General features: G+C 55.8%; 25 protein-coding genes. 11 read left to right on the forward strand and 14 right to left on the reverse strand.

What is annotated here, in order from left to right:
• Positions 1 to 13 precede the first annotated feature (13 nt).
• The 5 genes from CDH48_RS03590 (at position 14) to CDH48_RS03610 (ending at position 4769) form a co-directional block, all read left to right on the forward strand.
• Positions 14 to 1006 carry an LLM class flavin-dependent oxidoreductase gene (locus CDH48_RS03590; protein WP_100687364.1) on the forward strand — a complete coding sequence of 331 codons (993 nt, stop codon included), beginning with the start codon at positions 14 to 16 and terminating at the stop codon, positions 1004 to 1006.
• A 225-nt stretch (positions 1007 to 1231) separates the two neighbouring features.
• Positions 1232 to 2260: a TRAP transporter substrate-binding protein gene (locus CDH48_RS03595; RefSeq protein ID WP_100687365.1), complete on the forward strand. Its 1029-nt coding sequence runs from the start codon at positions 1232 to 1234 to the stop codon at positions 2258 to 2260.
• Positions 2261 to 2373: 113 nt separating this feature from the next.
• The gene (locus tag CDH48_RS03600; RefSeq protein ID WP_100687366.1) at positions 2374 to 2967 is read left to right on the forward strand and encodes a TRAP transporter small permease; all 594 of its coding nucleotides are present in this window, start codon (positions 2374 to 2376) and stop codon (positions 2965 to 2967) included.
• Between the two features lie 36 nt (positions 2968 to 3003).
• Positions 3004 to 4290, forward strand: a complete 1287-nt coding sequence (locus tag CDH48_RS03605; RefSeq protein WP_100687367.1) for a TRAP transporter large permease — start codon at positions 3004 to 3006, stop codon at positions 4288 to 4290.
• 35 nt (positions 4291 to 4325) lie between these two features.
• Positions 4326 to 4769, forward strand: coding sequence for a universal stress protein (locus tag CDH48_RS03610; protein WP_100687368.1), 444 nt, complete (start codon positions 4326 to 4328; stop codon positions 4767 to 4769).
• Positions 4770 to 4923: 154 nt separating this feature from the next.
• On the opposite strand, the gene CDH48_RS03615 is transcribed toward CDH48_RS03610, so the two are convergent.
• The 8 genes from CDH48_RS03615 to CDH48_RS03650 form a co-directional block, all read right to left on the reverse strand.
• Positions 4924 to 5964, reverse strand: coding sequence for an extracellular solute-binding protein (locus CDH48_RS03615; protein ID WP_100687369.1), 1041 nt, complete (start codon positions 5962 to 5964; stop codon positions 4924 to 4926).
• Positions 5961 to 6728 (reverse strand): spermidine/putrescine ABC transporter permease PotC, encoded by a 768-nt coding sequence (potC, locus tag CDH48_RS03620; RefSeq protein ID WP_100687370.1) that lies wholly within the window; start codon positions 6726 to 6728, stop codon positions 5961 to 5963. Before potC ends, CDH48_RS03615 begins: the two co-directional genes overlap by 4 nt.
• A complete protein-coding gene (gene potB / locus CDH48_RS03625; protein WP_100687371.1) occupies positions 6728 to 7588 on the reverse strand; it encodes a spermidine/putrescine ABC transporter permease PotB in 861 nt (286 codons plus the stop codon). Before potB ends, potC begins: the two co-directional genes overlap by 1 nt.
• Positions 7572 to 8708: a spermidine/putrescine ABC transporter ATP-binding protein PotA gene (potA, locus tag CDH48_RS03630; RefSeq protein WP_100687372.1), complete on the reverse strand. Its 1137-nt coding sequence runs from the start codon at positions 8706 to 8708 to the stop codon at positions 7572 to 7574. The genes potB and potA overlap by 17 nt, the downstream gene beginning before the upstream one ends.
• Before the next feature lie 155 nt (positions 8709 to 8863).
• The gene (locus CDH48_RS03635) at positions 8864 to 9928 is read right to left on the reverse strand and encodes a TRAP transporter substrate-binding protein (RefSeq protein WP_100687649.1); all 1065 of its coding nucleotides are present in this window, start codon (positions 9926 to 9928) and stop codon (positions 8864 to 8866) included.
• 154 nt (positions 9929 to 10082) lie between these two features.
• Complete coding sequence (locus CDH48_RS03640) at positions 10083 to 11759, reverse strand: methyl-accepting chemotaxis protein (RefSeq protein WP_100687373.1); 1677 nt, start codon at positions 11757 to 11759, stop codon at positions 10083 to 10085.
• Between the two features lie 69 nt (positions 11760 to 11828).
• Positions 11829 to 12047, reverse strand: a complete 219-nt coding sequence (locus CDH48_RS03645) for a DUF3565 domain-containing protein (RefSeq protein WP_100687650.1) — start codon at positions 12045 to 12047, stop codon at positions 11829 to 11831.
• 10 nt (positions 12048 to 12057) lie between these two features.
• Positions 12058 to 12927, reverse strand: a complete 870-nt coding sequence (locus CDH48_RS03650) for a cation diffusion facilitator family transporter (protein ID WP_100687374.1) — start codon at positions 12925 to 12927, stop codon at positions 12058 to 12060.
• Positions 12928 to 13021: 94 nt separating this feature from the next.
• On the opposite strand from CDH48_RS03650, the gene CDH48_RS03655 reads away from it, so the two are divergent.
• Positions 13022 to 13903 carry a LysR family transcriptional regulator gene (locus tag CDH48_RS03655; protein ID WP_100687375.1) on the forward strand — a complete coding sequence of 294 codons (882 nt, stop codon included), beginning with the start codon at positions 13022 to 13024 and terminating at the stop codon, positions 13901 to 13903.
• Between the two features lie 3 nt (positions 13904 to 13906).
• On the opposite strand, the gene rarD is transcribed toward CDH48_RS03655, so the two are convergent.
• On the reverse strand, positions 13907 to 14797 hold the full coding sequence (gene rarD / locus CDH48_RS03660) for an EamA family transporter RarD (protein WP_100687376.1): 891 nt from the start codon (positions 14795 to 14797) through the stop codon (positions 13907 to 13909).
• Positions 14798 to 14910: 113 nt separating this feature from the next.
• Between rarD and CDH48_RS03665 the strand changes: the two genes are divergently transcribed.
• Entirely contained in the window at positions 14911 to 15291 is a 381-nt protein-coding gene (locus CDH48_RS03665; protein WP_100687377.1) for a rhodanese-like domain-containing protein, read from the forward strand.
• 40 nt (positions 15292 to 15331) lie between these two features.
• Entirely contained in the window at positions 15332 to 16312 is a 981-nt protein-coding gene (locus tag CDH48_RS03670) for a sensor domain-containing diguanylate cyclase (RefSeq protein WP_227520925.1), read from the forward strand.
• Between the two features lie 6 nt (positions 16313 to 16318).
• Here CDH48_RS03670 and CDH48_RS03675 read toward each other — a convergent pair whose 3' ends face one another.
• Both CDH48_RS03675 and CDH48_RS03680 read right to left on the reverse strand, forming a co-directional pair.
• Positions 16319 to 16744, reverse strand: a complete 426-nt coding sequence (locus tag CDH48_RS03675; protein ID WP_100687378.1) for a hotdog fold thioesterase — start codon at positions 16742 to 16744, stop codon at positions 16319 to 16321.
• 45 nt (positions 16745 to 16789) lie between these two features.
• Positions 16790 to 17581, reverse strand: a complete 792-nt coding sequence (locus CDH48_RS03680) for a substrate-binding periplasmic protein (RefSeq protein WP_227520926.1) — start codon at positions 17579 to 17581, stop codon at positions 16790 to 16792.
• A gap of 230 nt (positions 17582 to 17811) precedes the next feature.
• Here CDH48_RS03680 and CDH48_RS03685 point away from each other — a divergent pair, with 230 nt between their 5' ends.
• From CDH48_RS03685 to CDH48_RS03695, 3 genes are all read left to right on the forward strand, one after another.
• A complete protein-coding gene (locus tag CDH48_RS03685) occupies positions 17812 to 18495 on the forward strand; it encodes a type 1 glutamine amidotransferase domain-containing protein (protein WP_100687379.1) in 684 nt (227 codons plus the stop codon).
• Between the two features lie 131 nt (positions 18496 to 18626).
• Positions 18627 to 19355, forward strand: a complete 729-nt coding sequence (locus CDH48_RS03690; RefSeq protein WP_100687380.1) for a MotA/TolQ/ExbB proton channel family protein — start codon at positions 18627 to 18629, stop codon at positions 19353 to 19355.
• Complete coding sequence (locus tag CDH48_RS03695; protein ID WP_100687381.1) at positions 19352 to 20398, forward strand: peptidoglycan -binding protein; 1047 nt, start codon at positions 19352 to 19354, stop codon at positions 20396 to 20398. Before CDH48_RS03690 ends, CDH48_RS03695 begins: the two co-directional genes overlap by 4 nt.
• On the opposite strand, the gene CDH48_RS03700 is transcribed toward CDH48_RS03695, so the two are convergent.
• The 3 genes from CDH48_RS03700 to CDH48_RS03710 are packed head-to-tail and all read right to left on the reverse strand — an operon-like array spanning position 20395 to position 24188.
• The gene (locus CDH48_RS03700; protein ID WP_227520927.1) at positions 20395 to 21339 is read right to left on the reverse strand and encodes a ketopantoate reductase family protein; all 945 of its coding nucleotides are present in this window, start codon (positions 21337 to 21339) and stop codon (positions 20395 to 20397) included. The two genes, CDH48_RS03695 and CDH48_RS03700, sit on opposite strands and share 4 nt — an antisense overlap.
• Positions 21340 to 21363: 24 nt before the next feature.
• Positions 21364 to 22566: an MFS transporter gene (locus tag CDH48_RS03705; RefSeq protein ID WP_157807793.1), complete on the reverse strand. Its 1203-nt coding sequence runs from the start codon at positions 22564 to 22566 to the stop codon at positions 21364 to 21366.
• A gap of 32 nt (positions 22567 to 22598) precedes the next feature.
• Positions 22599 to 24188 (reverse strand): methyl-accepting chemotaxis protein, encoded by a 1590-nt coding sequence (locus CDH48_RS03710; RefSeq protein ID WP_157807794.1) that lies wholly within the window; start codon positions 24186 to 24188, stop codon positions 22599 to 22601.
• Positions 24189 to 24233 lie beyond the last annotated feature (45 nt).

A 24233-nucleotide genomic window follows, 5' to 3' on the forward strand; every position in this document is an offset into this window, starting at 1 on the left:
TTATCCTAACACTATGAGCAAACATCCTGACTACTCACTATTAGAGCTCGCGTCGGTTCGCGAAGGTGACTCCGTGGGCACCACCCTGAAAAACAGCGTGGCCTATGCCCAACATGCTGAAAAGCTGGGCTTCAAGCGATTCTGGCTGGCGGAGCACCATAACATGGAGGGCATCAGCAGCTCTGCGACTTCAGTGCTGATTGGCCACATTGCCGGCAAGACCCAAAGCATTCGGGTGGGCTCCGGGGGCGTGATGCTGCCAAACCACCCACCACTGGTAATCGCCGAACAGTTCGGCACGCTGGAAAGCCTCTACCCGGGCCGCATAGACCTTGGCCTGGGCCGGGCTCCGGGCACCGACCCCATTACGGCCCGCGCCCTGCGCCGGGACGGCCTGGGCGCGGAACAGTTCCCGGAAGACGTTGCCCGGTTGCAGTCCCTGTTGGGGCCCCTGCAGCCCGGGCAGGCGGTTAAAGCCATTCCCGGTGCCGGCACCAGGGTACCGCTCTGGCTGCTCGGCTCCAGCCTCTACAGCGCGCAACTCGCAGCCATGCGCGGCCTGCCCTATGCCTTTGCCGGCCACTTTGCGCCACGCCTGTATCGTGAAGCCCTCAAGGTATACCGGGACAACTTCCAGCCTTCTGAGCAGTTGCAGCAGCCTTATGCCATGCTGGCGGTGCCTGCCGTGCCGGCAGACTCTGTAGACGAAGCAAAGCATCTGGCAACCACCAGCTACCAGCGCATTCTCGCGCTTTTCCGGGGCCAGCCGCTGTGGATGAAACCTCCGGTAGATAGCATGGACGGGCTTTGGACTGCGGGTGAACAAGCCGCTGTAAAGGATTTTCTGGGGCTTCAGCTACTGGGCGATGCCGCCTCCATAAAGCAACAGATCCGGGAACTGCTGGCCACCGTGGAGGTTGATGAGCTTATGTTTACCGTGGACATTCACGACCCGGCAAAACGCCGTCATGCACTGGATATACTCGAAGAAACCCGGCGAGACTGAGGCTCATGCCGTTGACCATCGCAGCAGCAAAGACCCGGCTGGCGAACAGCCTTGACCGGGTTAAAATAGAATTCAGGGCGTTCCTTTCAAGGGCTGGCACCCGCTGAACAGGCACTGTTCATAAACAAACCAATGAAGCCAATTTCTTGCGAAAGTCGCCGAGTTTTGCCAGTCTCTTATAATGTAACAATAAATATCTGAAAAAAAACGAACGGAGAAAAACCGATGAGCAGCATGAGTAAATTCAAGAAACTGGCCGGAATTTCAGCGTTCGCATTCGCGGCAATGACAGCCGCTAACTCCGTGAGCGCAGCCAACTGGCGCTATGCCCACGAAGAGTACGAAGGCGACGTACAGGATGTATACGCATACAAATTCAAGGAATACATCGAGGACAACTCGGACCACACACTCCAGGTTTATCGCTTCGGCGAACTCGGTGAGTCTGATGACATCATGGAACAGACCCAGGCGGGGATTCTGAACTTTGTTAACCAGTCTCCGGGCTTTACCGGCGCCCTGATCCCGGAAGCACAGATATTCTTCATTCCTTACCTGATGCCTACCGACATGGAGACGGTGATCGAGTTTTTCCGTGAGAGTGAGGCCATCAATGAGGATTTCCCCAAGCTCTATGCTGAAAAAGGTCTTGAGCTGCTTCAGATGTACCCGGAAGGCGAGTTTGTTATCACTCTGGATGAACCCGTCACAACACCGGAAGGGCTTCAGAATAAAAAAATCAGGGTTATGACCAACCCGTTGCTGTCGGAAACCTACTCCGCCTTCGGAGCAACACCAACGCCACTGCCCTGGGGTGAAGTGTACGGTGCACTGCAGACCAACATGATCAATGGCCAGGAAAATCCGATTTTCTGGATCGAGTCCGGCGGGTTGTATGAAGTATCACCCAACCTGATATTCACGGGCCACGGCTGGTTCACCACGGCCTCCATGGCCAACAAGGATTTCTACGACAGCCTGTCTGACGAAGACAAGGAACTGATCCAGAACGCTGCAGATTACGCGTTCGAAGAGATCATTGAGCACATTGATGGCCTTGCCGACGAAGCACTTGCGAAAATTCAGAAAGCCAGCGATGAGGTGACCGTTACCCGCCTGAATGAAGAGCAGATCAAGGCCTTCAAGGCAAGAGCTCCTCAGGTGGAGAAGAAGTTTATTGAAATGACAGGTGAAAGTGGTAAAGAGCTGTTAAACCAGTTCAAGAAAGACCTGAAAAAAGTACAAAACGACTGATTTTATGTCGTTCTATCTGCCGGCGCCCGCCGGCAGATAGGTTTTTGAACCAATAACCCGCCCCGCCCGACATGAAAAACCGGCAGGGAGCGACATGATCTGGAGCAGACCCCATGTCCGAGAACTCCCCGGAGATAGATGACGACACCGGCACTTTCGAGTCCGGCCTGCCCGGGTTTCTGGGAACCGTGGATGGATGGATCGCCAAAGCTGAGGCCGTTATTCTGGCTGCTGGCGTGATTCTGATGGCCATCAATACCTGCGTTAACGTTGTTGCACGTTTCGTATTCGGGGAAGGCCTTTTTTTCTCCGGCGAGATCAACCGCATCCTGATTATTCTGGTCACCTTTGCGGGTATCGGCTACGCGGCACGCTACGGTCGTCACATCCGGATGTCCGCTGTTTACGATGCGCTGCCTCCCAAAGGCAGAAAAGTGCTGATGATTATTATTGCCCTGTTCACTTCCGCCGTGATGTTCTTCCTGTGCTATCACTCGTACGGCTACATCGAGACCCTGTACAGCCGCGGCCGCATTCTTCCCGCGCTGGGCTTTGAGATCTGGTGGATTTACATCTGGGCACCCGTGGGCTTTGCCGTTACCGGCATCCAATATTTTCTCACAGCCATCAAGAATCTCACCAGTGAGGACGTTTATCTCTCCACCGGTGTGATTGACGGTTACGCTGATTCAGAATCGGAAGTCTGACCCGGCCACCCGGGCACAATAAAAAAGGGCACAGCTATGGCGACAATTCTTATGATCATCATGATCGGGCTGCTACTCCTGGGCTTCCCGATGATGATTCCGCTGACCACCGCCGCCGTCGTTGGCTTTGTCATGATGTTCGATGGCTTTGGTCAGATGGGTACGTTCATCCAGCAAATGATGGGTGGCATACGACCCGCCTCGCTCATTGCAGTACCCATGTTCATTCTTGCCGCAGACATCATGACCCGCGGCCAGTCTGCAGACCGTCTGATCAATATGGTCATGGCGTTCATCGGGCATGTAAAGGGCGGGCTGGCGATCAGTACTGCCACGTCCTGCACTCTTTTTGGCGCAGTTTCAGGCTCTACCCAGGCAACCGTTGTCGCTGTCGGTTCTCCGTTACGCCCGAAAATGCTCAAGGCCGGCTATTCCGATTCGTTTACCCTGGCGTTGATCATCAACTCCAGTGACATTGCTTTCCTGATTCCCCCCAGCATCGGCATGATCATATACGGGGTTATTTCCCAGACCTCCATTGCAGAGCTGTTTATTGCAGGTATTGGGCCAGGCATACTTATCCTGTTCATGTTCTCGCTTTACTGCCTGTTCTATGCCTACAAAAACGATGTACCCACTGAACCCAAGGCATCCTGGAGGCAGCGCGCCGTCTCTGTCCGTGATGCCATCTGGCCCCTGTTTTTTCCGGTTATCATTGTGGGCGGAATATACGGTGGCATCTTCAGCCCGACTGAAGCAGCGGCGGTTTGTGTGCTATACGCGTTCTTGCTGGAGTTCATCGTATTTCGCTCTCTGAAAATTGGCGAGATCTACAAGATTGCCAAATCCACCGGCCTGATCACGGCAGTGGTATTCATTCTGGTGGCAGTTGGTAATGGGTTCTCCTGGATCATTTCCTTTGCACAGATCCCCCAGGCAATTCTTGAGTCTGTTGGTGTTAACCAGGCCGGCCCGGTAGGCGTGCTTCTGGCCATCTGCATTGCGTTTTTTATTGCCTGCATGTTTGTGGACCCGATTGTTGTCATCCTGGTGCTCACGCCCATATTCGCGCCCGCCGTTGAAGCGACGGGGCTGGATCCGGTGCTGGTGGGGGTGCTCATTACCCTGCAGGTAGCCATAGGTTCGGCAACACCGCCCTTTGGCTGTGACATCTTTACGGCGATTGCGATCTTCAAACGGCCCTACCTGGACGTTATCCGGGGCACGCCCCCGTTTATTCTCATGCTTGTTACTGCGGCGGGCCTGATCATTGCCTTCCCGGACATTGCCCTGTTCCTGCGTGATGTTACCTTCGCAGACTGACAGGCAACCGGATCTGTTTTTTTAAGGAGATAATCATGTTCAAACGGATACTGGTGGCGGTGGACAGCTCCAAAACCTCACTCAAGGCTCTGGAAAAGGCCATCGAGCTGCAGAAGCTTATCCCTGAAGCTGAAATCTTCATTCTCTGTGTTTACAAACATCACAGCCTGTTCGAGGCATCACTTTCCATAGGCCGGCCAGCCGACATTGATATTCCGGACAAGGTGCTTTCGGAATATGCCAAAGAAGTGGTCAATCACGCCAAGGAAATGGCCAAGGAACATGGTGCGACTAAGGTGCGTGGTTTTGTTAAAGCCGGCCGGCCTTCAAAGGTCATTATAAGTTTTGCACAGGACAAGGAAGCGGACCTGATCGTAGTGGGCGCCCGGGGTACGCACAGCGGCAAAGACGGAATGCTCCTGGGCAGTGTTTCTCACCGGGTAGCCTCCCACGCCAAGTGCCCGGTGCTGGTGGTCTGAAACTGGATCATCACAAACTTCTCACCACCGTAGCGACACACCACATCGCTGCCACAAAAATGCGCCTTCATCACAGCGTCTTGTTTTCATACCCTTGCCCTTGCGGCAGCACGATCTCATGCCAGGGCCAGTCTTCAAGCCGGAGCAACCGTTTTTACAGGCCGGATTTCAGCTTTTCCCAGTATCTGGCATAGATCTGCAACGCCTCATCCCCGATGTCCGTCTGAAATTCGGCATTAACCATGTCTTCCGCCGTGGGGTAGCTGGCCCGATCGCCGGCAACTTCATCACCAAGCAACTCTCTTGCCGGCAGCACCGGCGTGGCGTAGCCGATATCCTCGCTGATCAGTGCCGCGATTTCCGGCTGTAGCACAAAGCTGATGAACTTGTGAGCCGCTTCCGGGTTTTTGGCATTCTTCGGAATCACGAAGCTGTCCAGCCAGGCGATAACGCCTTCTTCCGGATACACATACTCCAGCGCTTCCATGCTGTCCTTGCCCATAACGGCTTCACCGTTCCAGATCATGCCCACATCGGCCTCGCCTTCCAGGAAAGGCATGCGGGGCGCATCTGAGTTGAAGGTGCGCACGGATGGCATCAGTTCCGTCAGCTTTTCATAGGCTTCTTCGATCTGCTTCGGGTCGGTGCTGTTACCGGAATAACCCAGCACCCGCAGGCCCATGTGGAAAACCTCGCGCATGTCATTGGTCAGGTTCACCCGGCCCTTGAAGCGCTCATCCCACAGATCTGCCCAGGCGGTCACCGGCTCGCCTTCAACATCCGCAGTATCGACACCAATGCCCGTTGTGCCCCAGAGATAAGGCACGCTGTACTGGTTGTTCGGGTCGATATCCAGGCCGGTGAGTTCCGGATCAAGCTGATCAAAACCACTGATCTTGCTTTGGTCGATGGGCATCAGCAGCCCTTCATTGCGCATTTTGCTGACGTAGTAGGTTGAGGGCACGGCGAGGTCGTATGCAGCACTCTCGTTCAGCAGTTTTAGCCGGGCATACATGGCTTCATTGCTGTCATAGGTGGTGTACACCACTTTGATGCCGGTTTCATCCTCAAAGCGCGTCAGTACTTCCTGTGGCATGTACTCTGACCAGTTGTACAGGTTCAGTACCTGTGAATCGTCAGAACTGCAGCCAGTCAGACCCAGGGCCAACAGGCCCGCCAGTGCGAGTTTCTTCATTGTTTGCTCCTTGAAAGAATCCATTGCGATAACATCAGCATTGCCAGCGAGAATACCAGCAACAGAGTGCCAAGTGCGTTTACTTCAGGTTTGAGCCCCACGCGCACCATGGAATAGATGCGCAGTGGCAGAATTTCGTAACTGGGCCCGCTCACGAAGGTGCTCACCACCACATCGTCCATGGAGAGGGTGAAGCCGAGCAACCAACCCGCCATTAACGCCGGCATGATCACCGGGATCAACACGGTACGGGTCATGGTGAAATCGCTGGCGCCAAGATCCCGCGCCGCCTCCGGCAAGCGCTCATCAAAACCGGTGAGCCGGGCCATCACAGTGATCACCACAAACGGCAGGCAGAAGGTTACGTGGGCCAGCAGCAGGGATACATACCCCAGCTTCAGGCCCAGCAGCAAGAACAGCCCAAGCAGTGAAATCGCCAGCACGATCTCTGGCGACATCATCACTACAAAGAGCATGCCATTGAGTGCTTTTTTTCCCCGGAAACGATAGCGGTGCAGCGCCAGTGCGGTGAGCGCGCCAATGCATGTAGACACAGTAGCAGCCGTAAGAGCAAGCCACAGAGAATTCCACATGGCCTGGACCATGGCGTGGTTATTGAACAACGATTCGTACCAGCGCAGGCTGAAACCGCCCCAGTTGTAGCCTGTGCGGGAATCGTTGAAAGAAAACACCACCAGAACCACAATCGGCACGTACAGAAGCAGGTATACCAATGCAAGATAACTGCGGGAGAGCCAAGGCATTACACGCCCTCCTCACCCAGGCGGCGTTTACTCAGGCGGTGGGCGAACATCAGCAATGCCATGCACAGGGTCAGCACTATGCTGGCGGCCGCGCCAAAGGGCCAGTTGCGGGCATCCAGAAACTGGTTCTTGATAACGTTACCTACCAGCAAGTTGCGGGACCCACCCAGAATATCCGGCACGAAAAACAAACCCATGGCCGGTAACAGCACCAGCATCACCCCCGCCAACACGCCGGGCAGCGTCAGAGGTACGACAACGTTTTTGAAGGTAGCAAACCGGCCTGCACCCAAATCGTGGGAAGCCAGCAGAACATCCTGGCGCAAATCTTCAAATACCGAGTACAGGGGTAAAATCATAAAGGGCAAGAGCAAATATACCAGGCCAACAATCACCGCACCTTCGGTGTACAGAAGTTGCACTGGCTGGTCAATCAGGCCCAGAGACGAGAGCGCGCTGTTCAACAGGCCGTTGGTGGCCAGAATCAGCTTCAGCGCGTAGGTGCGCACCAGTGAGTTGGTCCAGAAGGGCACAATCAACAGGAAGATCAGCAACATCTGCCGGCGTTTTTCCACCCGCGACAAAGCCCAGGCAAAGGGATAGCCAATCAACAGGCAAATCAATGTGGTCATGGCCGCCATGTAAAGGGAAGCGAGAAACACATCCAGGTACAGGGGATTGAACAGTTGCCGGTAGGCGTCCAGGTTCAGTGGCAGAGAGATAAAAGTGGCAGGGTCCCGGGTCATGACACTTGCGCCCACCACCAGCATGTTGGGCGCAAGTACGAGGAACAGTAGCCAGCCCCACACTAGCACCAGAACAGCCGCCCGGAACGGCTGCTGCTTAATGCTCTGCATCATCAGCGGCCAGCTCCTCTTCGTCGGTGAGTGGCTCATCGCCTTCTTCCGCCAGCAACCATTCCCAGCCATCCACCCAGCTCACACGCACCCGTTCACCAATGCTGTAATCGAAGGTGGGGTCGTCTTCATCAAAGAATTCGCTGGCCATCACCTGGCTGCCGTCTTCCAGTTCGATCACCGAGTCCAGTGTGCTGCCCTTGTAGTTGCGCTCTACGATCTTGCCTGCGACCCCTTCGGTATCATCGGGCGCAAGTACGCGGATATCTTCCGGGCGCAGCAGCACATGCAGTGGCTGATTCATGGTAACGCGGAACGACGGCATGCTCAGCTCCCGGTTCAGGCCAAACACATCCACACTGATCCGCTCGCCTGCAATTGCGGTAACACGACCGGGGAAGAAATTGGTCTGCCCCACAAAACGCGCGGTAAACACATTTGCCGGGCGTTCATAGACTTCCCGGGGGGTGCCGAGCTGCTGAATATAACCATCCTTGAGCACCACAATGCGGTCAGACATGGACAAAGCTTCTTCCTGATCGTGGGTCACGAACACAAAGGTAATGCCCAATTCCCGTTGCAGGCGCTTGAGTTCCACCTGCATGGTGCGGCGCAGCTTGTAGTCGAGTGCAGACAAAGGCTCATCCAGCAACAGCATCTTTGGCCGCTTCACCACGGCTCTGGCAATCGCCACCCGCTGCTGCTGCCCGCCGGAAAGCTGGTGCGGCTTGCGCCTGGCAAAGTCTTCAAGCTGAACCATGGCCAGGGCTTCTTCAACCCGCTCACGTATCTCGGCTTTCGGCCGTTTTTCCATCTTCAGGCCATAGGCCACGTTGTCGAAAACCGACATGTGGGGAAACAGGGCGTAGTTCTGGAAAACGGTATTAAGCGGGCGGCTCTCCGGTGGGGTTTGGGTAATATCCATACCAGACAGGGTAACGGTGCCCCGGTCCGGAAGCTCAAAACCCGCCATCATGCGCAAAAGGGTGGTTTTTCCGCAGCCGGAGGGGCCCAGAAGCGTAATGAACTCGCCATCATCTATCTTCAGGCTGAGCTCATCCAGCACGGTTTTGCCGTCAAACTGCTTACTGATGCCGCTCAGCGATAAGAGTGTCTTAGTCATCAGCCCTGCCTGAAAAACGAAATAGCCGCGTATTTTTTCAGAAAGCACGCTGCATAAAAAGGGTAGTGCGGGATTTTAGCACCACGATTTCGGGGATTGTTCGGCAAAGAGCGCACCCTGGCTATCGCAACAGCCAGGGTGCAGGTGGCGGGAGGTCAGTCGGTAGCAATACTGTTCAGGTACGCTTTGTCTGAAATGTTCGTCCACTGACGAACCTGCTTCAGATAGTCGTGCTGGGAGTTGATGATTTCTTTCGCCAGCTCATCCTTCTCAGCTGCCTCCGCCAGCAACTTCCGGGTTGCCTCGCGCATCGCATCAATGACTTCCGGTGGGAACGTCTTGTGTGTCACCTGGGGATAGTCTTCTTTCATGCGACTCCATGCCACGCCGCTTTCGTGAGTGGTCTGGATGTACATATCATAAGCCGCTGTGCGCATGGCTACGCGCAGGATGGCCTGCAGATCCGCCGGCAGCTTGTTCCAGGCTTTCTCATTGATCAGGAACTGCACTTCGGCACCCGGCTCCTGCCAGCCTGAGTAATAATATTTCGCAATCTGGTGGAACCCCATCGGGAAGTCGAGGGCCGGCCCTACCCATTCAACGGCGTCGACTGTACCACGCTCAAGCGCTGTGTACAGTTCTCCCGGGGGCAGGTTGGTTACCGCAACACCCAGCTCGGACATAACTTCACCGGCAAAACCGGGAGTCCGCATTTTCAGGCCTTTGAGGTCCGCTACAGAATTGATTTCCTTGTTGAACCAGCCACCCATCTGGTTACCGGTATTGCCACCGGGGAAGGACAGCAGGCCGAAGGGCTCATACACCTTCTGCATCAGCTCCATGCCTTCATCGTGGTAGAACCAGGCATACATTTCAGGAGCAATCAGGCCAAAGGGTATGGTGGTGAAGTACATGGCATTGGGGATCGTGCCCTTGTAGTAATAAGAGGCGGTGTGGCCCATGTCGTACTGACCATTGCGCACCAGATCGAAAATACCAAAGGGGGCCTTGTGCTTGTTGGAGCTGTCAATACGGATCTTGAGGCGGCCGCCAGACATTTCCTCGGCCATTTTGGCCATGTTTTCGGTGGTTTCACCAAGAATTGGCGAATTGGGACCCCAGGTCTGTGCAAGCCTGAGGGTGTAGTTTTCTGCCGCCACACCAAGCGAACTGACAGAGAACAACAGCGTGATCGCCGCCATTCTGAACAGACGAGTCATCATCGTTAGCACCATTTATCGTTTTTTTATGTCGCGTTTTTGTCGCTCGAACGAGTGCAATACTAGCCCGTGTTTACACTCCGCGCCAAGAGAGCCCTGCAAAAAACTCCCGGCACCGCACAATTCCTTTTTGTAAAGCCTGCCTCGCTGGGTGTCAGACCTTGAACTGGCTCACCAGATCCCGAAGGGTCTCGCCCAGCCGGGCAAGCTCCTGGCTGGCTTCATTGGTCTGGGTAACACCGGTATCGCTGCGTTGCGCCGCATCAACAATGCGAATCACGTTCTGGTTTATTTCTTCCGCCACCTGGCTTTGCTGTTCTGCAGCGGTGGCAATCTGGGCCACCTGATCGTGAATCTGGCCCACTGATTTCTTGATGGTCGTCAGTGCGCCGGTTGCATGGTTAATACGCTCTACAGTCTCGGCTGAACGATCCCGGGAGCGGTTCATACGCTCGACGGCGGAACGCGACTCACTTACAAAGCCATCAATCATTTCCCGTATCTGGTCCGCCGACTCGGCACTGCGCCTTGCCAGTTGCCGCACCTCATCCGCAACTACAGAGAACCCCCGGCCGTGGTCGCCGGCCCGGGCCGCTTCTATCGCAGCATTCAGTGCCAGCAGGTTGGTCTGCTCGGTAACTGCATGAATCACATCCAGAACCTGCTGAATATCATCTGATTTTTCCGCAAGGGCATTGATGCTTTCAGCGCTTTGCTGGATTTCTTCAGACAGTTTATTCACTGCACCCTGGGCATTGGCGATAGTTTCACCGCCGTCGCGGGCCATGCGGTCAGCATCGGATGCAGCGCTCTCAACTTCGTTGGCATTGCCGGAAATCTGCTGGATGGTGGCCGCCATTTCATTGATTGCAGAGGCAATCTGGTCGGTTTCCGAGCCCTGCTCCTGAACCGAGGCACGGGTTTCGTTGGCAACCCGGCTGAGCTCCTCGGCCGCAGACGCCACCTGGTCCGTGGTAGCGCCCACTTCCCGGATGGTGGTCTGTATCTTGACAACAAAGGCATTGAAACGGCGACCCAGTTCTGACAGCTCATCGCTGCCCTCTTCCGGCAAACGCTGGCGCAGGTCACCGTCGCCGTCGGCGATCTCCTGCATCATATCGCTGACACTCTTGATCGGGCGGGTTACCGTGCGGCCCACGAAAACACCAATCACCAAGGAAACCACCACAACACCGATCGTTACCAGCACAATAAAGCCAAGGATTGCGACTATTTTTTCCTCGATTTCAACACGTACAGCGGCGACCTGCCGGTCGATATCAGTAATATAAACACCAGCGCCGATCATCCAGTCCCACCCCGGAATGATCGTAGAGTATGAAACCTTGGGTTCCTCTTTACCCGACGACGGGTTAGGCCAGTCATATGCAAGGTAGCCGTTCGACTCTGCTGCACGGAACAGGTTGCCTACAAGTTTTCTGGCCACCGACCCGCTCTCCTTGCCTTCTCTGGAAATATCCGGTGCATACGCCACGGCACGCGCTGCCCGGTCATAGGCAAATATGTAATTGGTTTCCTCGAACCGGATGCTCCGCAAGCGAGATGCTGCCTGTGCTTTGGCTTCCTCTTCAGACAGTTCGGGGTTGTTCTTTGCTTCGAGAACGACCGCTTTCGCGGCATCAATCAGATTCTTCAGGCCGTCCTTCCGTGCCTCCAGAAGGCTTGATTCAAGGCGCTTTAACTCTGCCTCTCCGTTAGCCTGTATCTGGTTTACTGAAATCCAGGCCAGGGTTACCGCAGTAACCAGAACGGGGATAAGCACGGCAAGAAGCAGACGGGTTCGTATGCGCAGGTTGTTCAGGAAATTCATTACGGCAGGTCCTCGGAAAAGCGTTGTCTCCTGATATTAACGGCAAGGCACGGAATATCTTGAATAAGATTATCGCTTGTCCGGGACAAAATCGCGGGGCGCTCCCTCGTCACACTTGCGGCAATCCAGCTCAAAACCCAGCATGGCGCGCCTGCCCTCTTCCGTGATTACCCAGGGCCGGTTGACCCAGGGAGGCGTGTGGCGCACATGCTGGTTGTGGCCACAAGCCAGCCGGGCAACCCAGTGGTCTTCTTCATCTTTGTGGTATGCAGTTATCGGTTGTTTCATACCGCCCAAGTTAGCTGATCAGGCTGCGGATGAAAATCGCCGGGCGCACAGGAAGTCCCGAAAGATGCCTGAGGAGGCTCCACTTCAAGCGGTCTGACTGTCCGGACCAGTTGGCCGGGAGGCTGATTTCCATCATCAGGTTGGGGCCAACCTTGGCCATTTTTACCTGCTCGGGGGCGAGCCCTACGGAGCTCAGGGCATCGTGAACCTCTTCTGCAAACTCTGCCGGAGGCGCGGCCAGCATCAGTTCCCGCACGGCACCAACCGTCATTTTCACGGGCACCAGAATAAAATAGGCTGAAATAACCACCATCATTACCGGGTCGGCATACACAGCCCAGGCAGTCAGGCCATTCTTCTCCAGCCACCAGGCTATGGCAAATCCAAGAACTACCGCAGCGCTGAGAACTGAATCCATAAACCACTGACGCTGCTCTGCTTCCAGCAGACCGGAGGATTCAAGGCGCTCTGCCCACTTCAGGTATACCCACACTGCAGCACAACCCAGAACGCTCACAGCAGCAAACACCAGTGCCTTGTCGGCACTCACGGCACGTCCACCTTCAAGCAGAGCCGCAATGGCAGAAGCCAGAGACAAGACACACACCAGCGCAATCACCAGCCCTTTAACAGCAATCACCAGAGGTTCAACAGCTCCCCGGCCAAACGGGTATTCTTTGCTGGCCGGGCGGCGCACAATCCGCGCAGCGTATAACGACAGCAGTGACAGCAGCAGGCTGACCAGCGAATAGGCGCCATCAAACAGGATAACCAGTGAATCAATCCATAAACCCCAGGTAATGCCGGCCAGGGCAAACAGACCCGCCGCTATTGCCGACAAACTCAGCGCCGTATTTTCCCGCGCTATAGACTTGAACATTTTGATCTCCCATGAATTACCGGCATATTATCGCGGTATAACTGACAGCGTGAGTCGGTGACCGACGGAAAATCCGTCACCTCGGGAGGATTCATTGAAAACATCACAGGTAAGGGTATTTCTGGCCGTGGTTCGTAATGGCACCATAGCCGCAGCAGCCCGGGAGCTTAACCGGAGCCGCACCACTGTGAGCACTGCCCTGGCAGCGCTGGAAGACGAGCTTGGCGTTGCGCTGTTCGAGCGCAGTGGCAACCAGTTACAACTGACCACCATCGGCCAGGCCATAGTGACAGATTGCCGCCGATTCGATCAGGTGGCCGGGCAGATATTCGCGCGCTGCCAGCATCACCTCAGCGGTGCCGAGTCGATCCTGCGGATTGCCCGGGACGATTCGGTTCCGGAACCGGTTTGGCGTGACCTCCTGCGCCGGCTAAAAATCCGTTTTCCCCAGACCAGCCTTTCCATTTACCTGGCCACGCCCAGGGAATTGCCAGCGCTGGTCAAAAACCAGTCTGTGGACGTGGCCTACGGCCTTATGCCTGAACTGCTGAGTGAGGGTTATCAATGGTTTCGGGAACTTGCCGATGTACGCATGCTCACGGTGGCCGCGCCGGAGCACCCGCTAAGCAAGCTCAAACGGGTTACCCAGGATGACCTTGTCAGCTTTACTGAAGTCACCCTTGCCTTTATGCAAAACGACAGACTGGTAGCCGAGTCACCGGAAACCGCTAACTACCTGGCCTTTACCCAATACGAACTGATCCGGGATGCGGTGATTGATGGCGCGGGCTGGGCAGACCTTCCCCTGCCCCTGATTTCAGAGGCTCTGAAGCAAGACAAGCTTAAAATTGTGCACCACCGCAGCGCACGCTGGTGGAAAGTGTTCAGCGCACTGGAATCGGAACAGGCCCAAGGAGGTGCAGTTGTGAGATGGCTGGCCACAGAACTTGAACAATTCCTGGAAACGATGGAATGATTTTTATGGTGCAGCAGGCGTGGCACGCCCCGACCAGGCCGACCATGAATAGATCGCCAGAGCGACCCAGATCATGATAAAGCTCGTCAGCTTTTCCGGGCTTAAAGGTTCGCCGAACACCGCCAGCGCGATCAGAAACTGGATCGTCGGGTTGATGTACATCAGAAAGCCGACGGTGGAAAGGCGCAACCTTCGTGCCGCACCCGCAAAGGCCAGCAGGGGAACAGCCGTTACAGCGCCACTGGAAAGCAACAGCATTGTGATTGCAGTGCTCTCCCCGAAATGTGAAACCCCTGCATAACCCAGTGCCAAGAGCACAACAATGGCCACCGGGAACAGGAGCAGCGTTTCCACAAACAACCCTGATAATCCGTCAAGGGCCACCTGCTTGCGGAGCAGACCATAGGTTCCAAAACTGAAAGCGAGCAACAGCGTTATCCAGGGCACAATACCCAGCAAGAAGAGTTGGTAAAGAATCGCGGTGGCCGCCAGCGCCACAGCCACAATCTGTAACCGGGAAATGCTTTCCTTGAGCACCAGCATGCCCAACCCTACGTTAACCAGAGGCGTAAGAAAGTAGCCCAGACTGGCCTGTAAAACCTGGCGCGATTCCACTGCGTAGATATAAACTCCCCAGTTCACTGCAATCAGTACCGCACAACCGAGTACGTACCCGAGCTTCGATGGCTGCGCCAAAGCAACCCTTACCGGTTGCCAGCGTTTCAGGAAGGTGATGATAAAGGCCAGAAACACACACGACCAGAGCACCCGGTGAACCACCACTTCCCACGCCGGCACGCCTTCAAACAACGCGAAGTACAGCGGGAAACAGCCCCACATTATGTATGCAGACAAGCCGTATAAAACGCCTTTACTGGTTTCCTGCGGGGCCATTAAATAGCTTCCTTATTACACCTTGGCGATGAATTTAACACAACTGACAGGTGACGCGCCTTGGCAATATGTCTTAACCTGAACACACATTCACACAGTGCGGAGAATCCGTTATGAAAACAGCCCAGGATTTTGTTGCAGAAGCGAAACAGCATATTCAGGAGATTCCCCTGGAGGAAGCCGACAGCGCCATTCAGGCGGCGGATCTGTTACTGGATGTTCGCGATGCCGACGAGTACCGGCACAGCCACATCCCCCAAGCCACGAATGTCTCCCGGGGGCTTCTGGAGTTCAAATTCAGCAACGACCCGACACTGGCTGACCGGAATATGAACATCGTGCTTTACTGCAAAAATTCGGGGCGATCCGCGCTCTGTGCAAAGGTACTGCAGGACATGGGTTACCTGCATGTGCAGTCGATTGAAGGCGGCTTTGATGCCTGGCAGGAAGCCGGCAAACCGGTAGCGGAACCGAAGCTGCCACCTTTCGGCTAATCGCTGCTATACTGCGCCGAATACCCGGAAACTGACGCCAATGACTACCTGTAAGGCCTCGCGCACGATTCCTGCCCGGATGGTTGATTCCGACCCTGCGGACCCTTCGGCTTCCTCAGGGTCCGTTACCAATGCAGGGCTCCAGACGATTCTCGACAACCTTGACGCCCTGGTGTATGTCGCCGATTTCGACACCCACGAGCTGTTGTATATGAATGCCTATGGCTACAAGAACCTGGGCAGCTTCGAGCATGGCCAGACATGCTGGGAGGTCCTGCAAAACGCCGACGGCCCTTGCAGTTTCTGCACCAACCACTTGCTCGTTGACAACCGTGGCGAGGCTACGGGCATTCATGTCTGGGAATTCCAGAACAAAGTCAATAAACGCTGGTATCAGTGCCGTGATCAGGCCATTGAATGGACGGACGGGCGCCTGGTTCGCCTGGAAATCGCTACCGACATTACCGATCGCAAGAACATGGAACTTGCCCTGAAAGAGGCCCACAAGAAAGCAGAAGCCGACTCCCGGCAGGACGGGCTCACACGGCTGAATAATCGCCGGGCCTTTTTTCAATTTGGCCGCAAGTATCTGAAACAGGCACACAGGAACCAGACGAGCCTGGCTGCCATCATGTTCGACCTGGATCACTTCAAGCAGATTAATGACAGTTACGGCCACGAGGCTGGCGATGCAGTTCTGCGGGAAGTGGGCAACCTGCTTTTGTCCAGGATTCGTGAATCTGATATCGCAGCACGTATCGGCGGCGAGGAATTTGCCGTACTGCTGCCAGACACCTCCCAGGAACAGGCCATGGAACTGGCAGAACGGCTGCGCTTCCTGCTTCAGGAGCTGCGGGTTCGGTTCAGGCAGGACGTGCTCAGGCCCACCGCCAGCTTCGGGGTGGCCATGCTGGTGCCGGAAGACGAACGCCTTGAAACGCTTTTATCAAGGGCCGATGAAGCCATGTACCTGTCCAAGACCGAAGGCCGGGACAGGGTACACCTTTTCCCGCAGTTCTGAGCCTGTTCAGGGGCGCCGGGTAACCGCCATGGTCAGGCGGGAAATACAGGTGGTTTTACCCTCTTCGTTTTCCATGCGAATTTCCCACACCTGAGTCGCGTTGCCAATGTGTACCGGCCTGGCCGTTCCATAAACCCAGCCTTTGGTAACGGGACGTATGTGGTTAGCGTTGATCTCCAGGCCGACGGCAACGGTACCCGGGTCTTTCAGGCAGCAGTTTGCCGCCATGCTACCCAGTGTTTCGGCCAGCAATACCGATGAACCACCATGGAGAATTCCGAAGGGCTGAACCGTGCGTTCATCAACCGGAATACGCCCTGTCACGTAATCGTCACCAATTTCGGTGTACTCAATACCCATGTAGCTGACTGCTGTGTTTGCACTGGCTTTCGCCAGCTGCTCAAGATCCGGGGTGCGGGTCCAGATTGCCATACTGATAAAACTCTCTTGCCGGTTCAGTGGTTTATCTCTGAGGCACTAAGGCCGAAGATACATGTAGCGGGCCGCATATTCCTTGATGATTTCATCCAGCCGGCCCGACTGAACCAGAGTATACAGCCGGTCTGCGATAAGCTCACGAAACTCAAAGGTATTGCATGGCGAGTTCTTGGAAAAGGTAAAGAAAAGCCCTTCGTTGCTGACGGGCACATCCAGCGGCACGAACTTCCTGGCCATCCCTAGCCGCTGCAGCTTTACCTGCCCCTGCAGGCGCTCATAGAGAACGTAATCAACACGCCCGGCAAGCGCCATTTCAAAGGATTGCTCAATGGTTCTGACCTTGATTATTTCCAGGTTTTGTTCGGCGTAGCGGTCAAAGCCCTGACCAAAGCTGTTGCCGATCAGCGTGCTTCCGCGCTTGTTCTCCAGGTCCGGCCAGTGACGATAGGTGAACGTCTCGCCTGCGGGCACCCAAACGGACGTAGGCAGGTGCATATAAGGTGGCAGCAGGTAATCCATGTACTGGATACGTTCCGAGGTAATGAACGCTCCGGCGATCATGTCCAGCTCTCCCACTCTTGCAAGGCGCTGAACCCGGGCCCATGAACCGGGACTCTGTACGTCCAGTTTTACTCCGAGGGGCTCAAGAATCTCCGCGAGAAATGCGATGGCTGCGCCGGTCAGATGCCCCGGAACGCGATCATCCTCCCAAAGCAGTGGCGGGTATTCAGGATTACCACTCGCCGTCAGGATCTTACAGGGTGGTGCCGCTGCTCCATGAGTGCAGAAGATCATCAGGGCCGGCAGCAAAACCGCAATGACTACTCGCATGATCTATTGCCTCCCTACCGGTATCTCCACAGGCATCTCCATATGCTATTGCGCGCATTTATCTGCAACGATCTGCGCAGAGTATAGACGCCCGCGAATCTACATGCGGCCAGACTACGTAAAAAAGACGCCGGGCACGACGGTTGAATTAATACATTTACGCCGCAAGAAAGGTAACAGGTCAGGTAAAAGCAGATGACAATCACTTCCCAACGAAAAGGACAGGCACTATGAAAATTCTCATGGTTCTTACGTCTCACGATCAGATGGGCGATACCGGGCACAAGACCGGCTTCTGGCTGGAGGAATTCACGGCGCCTTATTATGTATTCCGCGACGCCGGCGCAGACATAACCCTGGCATCACCCAAGGGCGGCAAGCCGCCTGTGGACCCGAACAGTGAGGCCGATGAAGCCCTCACCGACACCACTCGCCGCTTTCAGGCGGATGCCCATGCCCGGGAATCCCTCGCCAGCACGAAAAAGCTGGCCGATGTGGACATGAACGAATTTGACGCCATTTTTTACCCCGGCGGGCATGGGCCTCTGTGGGATCTGGTTGACGACGACAAATCCATTGCACTGATCAAAACCGCCTACGAACAGGACAAGGTGATCGGGGCCGTATGCCACGCGCCGGCGGTGTTCAAGAACGTGGAGATCAAACCGGGCCAGAACCTGGTGGGCGGCCGCGAAGTAACCGGCTTCAGCAACAGCGAAGAGGAAGCGGTTGGCCTTGCCTCCACTGTGCCTTTTCTGCTCGAAGACATGCTGAAGGAAAACACGGCAACCTATTCCAAAGGTGACGACTGGGCGCCGCACATTGTTGTGGATGGCAAGCTGATCACCGGCCAGAACCCGGCGTCATCCGAGGGCGCCGCCAAAGCCGTGGTTCAGGCCTTGCAGGAAGGCTGAAACCCTGAACATCCCCCCGGCCATTTGCCTGGCCGGGGAACCTCACTTAGCGAATCTGCCGCAAATCGGGCTCCATGATCCGCCAGTCTGTGCTAACGTTCTGAAGAACATCTCAAAAGGCTGGCTTTTCCATGAGTAATCCTAAACACACCCTTTTCTGGATGACCTTTTTTCTCGCGGTTGTCGCGATCGTTGGCGTGCTGATCCACAAGCCTCTGATATCCGCGTTTATGGCCAACTGGGTTTTCAATCTGCTGATTGTTGGCGTATTGCTTATTGGCATCGGGCTTACCTATCGGCAGGTGTTCGTGCTGTTCCCCGAATTGCGCTGGATATCCCAGTTCCGCACTGGCCACTCCGGCCTCTCGGTACTGCAGGAGCCACGCTTGCTCAAACCCCTGGCGCGACAGCTTGGTGAAGAATCCAAGCGCGACCGTTTCAAGCTTTCCACCCTGTCACTGCGTACGGTTCTGGATGGCATTCACTCCCGCATGGATGAACAGCGAGAAATCACCCGTTATTTCATCAGCTTGCTGGTATTTCTGGGGCTGCTGGGTACCTTCTGGGGCCTGCTGGGCACCATCAATGCGGTGGGCGAGGTGATTACCAATCTGGATATGGGCCAGGGCGATTTCGGCAAGGTGTTTGCCGATCTCCAGGCGGGGCTGCTGACGCCACTGCAAGGCATGGGCACCGCCTTCAGCTCTTCTCTTCTCGGTCTTGGTGGCTCCCTGATTCTGGGTTTTCTCGATATCCAGGCGGGCCATGCCCAGAACCGGTTCTACGACGGGCTGGAGGAGTGGCTTACCGGTGTAACCAACCTGGTAGACCCGTTCAACGCTGATGAAAACCAGCCATGATCGGATCCAGACGCCGCAGCCGCAACAACACCAATGTCTGGCCAGGGTACGTGGATGCACTGTCTGCCCTGCTGATGCTGGTGATATTCATGTTGCTGGTGTACGTGGTGAGCCAGCTTTATCTGTCCCAGACGCTGTCTGACCGCAACACAGAGCTGGCCCGCCTGAACCAGCGGCTGAACGAAATCTCGCAACTGCTGGGGCTGGAACAGAGCAAAACCGAAGCACTGGAGCAACAGGTGCTCACGGTTCAAAGCAACCTCAGCGACAGCCTGAGCCGCAACGAGGACCTTCAGGAACGGCTGGACGCCTCACGCAACCAGTTAATGCAACAAACCGCCGATGCCGAAGCCAGGGCTGAAAGGCTGGCCAATATGAACCGGGAGCTGGATGAAAAGGATGAGCTGTCCGCCAGCCAGCAAAACATGATCATGCGCTTATCCAATCAGATTGCATCGCTGCAGAGCCAGTTACGACAGATAGCCTCTGCTTTGAAGCTGCAAAAAGAACTGACTGCGGAAAAAGAAGGCGAGCTGGAGAACGTCAGCAAACGCCTGAATACGCTACTGGCGGAGCGCGTCAACGAGCTGGAACAGTACCAGTCGGAATTTTTCTCACGGTTGCGGAACATTCTGGCCGCCAATGAAAACATCCGCGTTGTCGGTGACCGCTTCCTGCTGCCCTCGGAGCTGCTGTTCGCGTCCGGCTCGGCCAGCCTCGGGGCCGAGGGCAAGCGCGAGCTCGACAAACTGGCGGGAGTTCTTCTGGATGTGGTTAAAACCATCCCCGGGGATCTTGACTGGATCCTGCGCATTGATGGCCACACCGACCTGATTCCCATCAATACGCCACAATTCCCCTCAAACTGGGAGTTATCAACCGCCCGTGCCGTGGCAGTGGTGCGCTACCTGGCAAACCAGGGCGTGCCAGAGAACCGTATGGTCGCAGCCGGCTTTGGCGAGTTTTTCCCGGTTGCCGAGGGCACCACACCAGAAGCCCTGCAGAAAAACCGGCGCATCGAGATCAAGCTGACGGATCGCTAACCTAGGCCGTGTTCCAGAAGCGCGCTTACGGTAGCTGTGTAAGGTGCATCAGTACCGAGTGCTTCCGAACGGCGAAGCACAGCCCCCGCGATGCTGTCCAGTTCCAGGGGGCGCCCCTTTTCCTTATCCACCAGCATGGAGGTTTTGATGGCATTAAAGCTGCTGATCAGCCCGAACATCTCGTCCACATCCGGTTTGCCAAGCTCCACGCCATCGGCCTTGGCTGCAGCGGCGGTCTCCGCCATCATGCCGTAGACAATCTTGCTGAACGCCGGATGCCGGGTCAGGCTTTGTGTATCCAGCCCGGTGAGTGCCGAAAGCGGATTAACGCCATTATTGATCACCAGCTTGCGCCAGAGCTCATAGCGAATATCGTCTGAAATCGTTGTGGGAATGCCTGCCTGCTCAAAGGCACTTTGCAGGATCTCCAGCAGCGGGCGGCGGGCATCCTGTTCCGCCGGAGCGCAAGGCCATTCGCCCATGACAATCTGTGCCACACCTTCCGCCGCAATAACACCGGGTTCAACAATATGGCCGCCGATACGCACAGCCAGGCCACCGAGAACGCGGGTGTCGCCCAGCATTCGGGCGATCAGAGGCTCGTTGTCCACACCATTCTGCAACGACAGAACCGGCACCTCACTTCGCGCCAGCCATTGGCCAAGCTCTCCCAGCACGGCTTTTGTCGCGGTGGATTTAAGGGCAACTGCAATCACATCAAAATCGGCGGGTTGGTAGTTCTTTATCAGTGCGGCATGATCAACCGCCGGTACCCGGCACTCTATCACCCGTTCTTCATAATGAACCACGAGGCCGTTTTTCTGCAGGGCAGCAAGGTGCGCACCGCGAGCCGTGAGCACAGCCCGGTGCCCGGCCTCAGCCAGCCTTGCGCCGTAATAACCGCCAATACCGCCTGCGCCGATCATGAGTATGCTGAGCATGAGAAGAGTCCTCGTTACTATCCTTTAAGTTGCCAGCTTGCGGTCTTTAAACACCAGCGTGGCAATCATGATAGCTTGCAGGACAACCAAGGTGCCAAATGCAATCTGGTATCCCTCTGCCGGATATGCGCCAGCGTCCACCCCGCCCCAAAAACCGATAACGATTCCAATGCCCCACTGAAAAACAAACGCTGCCAGGAAAACCAGCAAGTTGAGCGCGGTGCTGGCCCGACCGGCCAGGCTACTGTCGAAGTGACCTGATAACAAAGAAAATATCGTAGCAGATGCAGAGGCCAAAAACCCCATTGTAGCCATGAACAGAGGGAGCACCGGTATGTGCCAGCCTGTTGCCATGGCTGCAACCATACTCATAAACAATGTCATGAGCACAGCAATAACGGGTACCGGCCGAACTCCGTGCCTGAGCAGCCACGCCAGAATGAAACCCAGGCTTAAAAAACCGGCTCCCATACCCATCGCCATGAACATCAACGCTGTCGCGACCTGCCCCGAATCCTGTTGCATGATGTCACGCAGCCAAGGGGCAGCCCAGAGTGTGGCAATAGCCATAGAGGAGCCGCTGAACACCGCGGCAACCGGAGCAATGCGCCAGAAAAAACGGTCGCACAACACCTGTTTCAGACCACCAAACAGGGCGTCAAAACGGATATCCTTTGGCGGCGCCCTGTGCTCAGGTACCATCACCAGGATTAGCCCGGACATTATCAGGGTCATTACCGCCAAGCCCATAAACAGCTGTCTCCAGCCGGTTAGCTCCAGCAACCACGCTACCGGTGCCGTAGCCGCGAGCGCCCCCAACGCCCCGAAAGCCATGAGGCTGCCGTTCAGCATTGGCAACTGGTCCGGCCGGAACCAGAGCGCAAATGCCTTGAAGGACGCCATCAGACAGCAGGCTACTCCCACACCGATCAGTAACCGGCCCAACGTCAAGGCCGCAAGGTTGTCTGCCAGGGAGAAGATAACCGCGCCCAGAGCCGCGATCAGCAACAGCAAGGCCTCGACCCGACGGGGTCCGAAGCGGTCCAGCAACATGCCAACCGGCAACTGAACCACAGCGAATGCGAGGAAGTAGGCACTGGTCAGCAGGCCGAGCTGATTTGCGGACAGGCCCAGATCGGCCACCAGTTCATCGGCGATGACGGCATTGATGGCACGATACAGGTAGGACGCAAAATAGCCGGCTGCGAATGGCACAAAAATACTCAAAGCAACTTTTCGCCTCTGCGTTGTTGTACTCCTTATAATCGGCGGCATTCAGACTCGGTTTCAGCAGGCATGAGGTGCTTGATCAGCAATTGCTGTCGACCAACATGATAGCCGACGGCCTGCCCCGCCTTGGCGGTATCCAGAAGCTGTTCACTGGTACTGACGGCTATCTGATGTATATCGTGGATGTCGTGATTCAGCTGCGATACGGTCTGGTTTTGCTGCTCACTGGCTGCGGCAATCTGTTGGTTCAGACCATCGCTTTCAGAAATGCCCGCCACGATATTCTGAAGCTCTTCAGTGCTGGCAGACACCTGTTCGACACTGATTGCGGACTGACGCTTGCTCTTATCGATGGACTCGACCACCCGCCGGGATCCTTCCTGCAGCGCGCTGATCATCTGTTGGATCTCGTTAGTGGATTCCTGCGTCCTTTGCGCGAGTGAGCGGACCTCATCTGCCACCACGGCAAAGCCACGACCGCTGTCTCCGGCACGTGCGGCCTCAATGGCAGCGTTCAGCGCCAGCAGGTTAGTCTGTTCCGCAATGGCGACTATTACATCCAGTATCCGGCCTATGGACTGGCTATTCTTATCCAACTCTTCCACGATCTGGCCGGACTCTTCCAGTTCCAGCGCCAGTGCGTGGATGCTGTTCCGGGCGGCGGCTGCAGAACGGGCACTTTCTTCTCCGGATTCCCGGTTTCGTGCACTGAGACTGGCGGCCTGCTCGGTGTTCTCCGAAACCTCCCGGATGCTTGCACTGAATTCCTCGATAGACGTGGCCACGGTGGACAGCGCCAACAGCTGCTTTTCGGAGGCGTCTGTGCTCACCTGCAACAGGCGGTTGGCCTGCAGGACATTACCCTCAATCTGCCCGCCGCTATCGCGAATCCTGGCCGCCATGACCTCCAGCCGCACTTGCATCAGCCGCATGGTAAGTTCGATCTCGCCAACCAGGCCGGCGTTGCCGGTATAGACCAACTGCTTGATCGGATGACTGACGACTTTGCGACAACGATTGAACAGCCGGGTCAGGGGCCGGTTGAGGCCGTAAAGAAAGCCAAAAGAAACGGCACTACCCAAGGCAAAAAAGAGAGCAGACAGGCCCGCTTGGCCAACCATCCCCACAACTAGAGAAGGGGCAAGGCAAAGGGTAGCGATAAGCCATTGCTCGGTGGCGGGTCCAAGTCTGGGAACTCTCAACGCCAAGGGCTGCTTGCCCTTGCTGCGAGCGCGGTAAACCTGTTCGGTACGTTGAATGATGTCGACATCAGGTACCCGATAAATGGCCTGATACTCCAGCACCGTACCATCGGTGTCCGTAATGGGGCTGACAAACGCATCAAGCCACCAATCCGTGCCATCTGCCTTGCGATTACAGAGCATGCCCATCCAGGACTCGCCCCGGCCAAGGGTATCCCACAGATCCCTGAGCGGCCCCTTGGGCATTCTCGGGTGTCTCAGCTTGCTGAACGAGTCTGCTTTCAGCTCATCTTCAGAGAAGCCGCAAAGCGCACAAAATGCCGTGCTCGCATAGGTGATTCTGCCTTCTCTGTCGGTCAACACCAGTAGTTGAGCGTGCTCATGAGGGCGGTCTGGAAACGATTCAAATCGGGACACCTTGATTAACCTCCGAAATCCAACAAGAGACCGCAAGCAACCCGA

The sequence above is a fragment of the Marinobacter aromaticivorans genome, from assembly GCF_002806975.1.
In the GTDB taxonomy this organism is placed as follows: Bacteria; Pseudomonadota; Gammaproteobacteria; order Pseudomonadales; family Oleiphilaceae; genus Marinobacter; species Marinobacter aromaticivorans.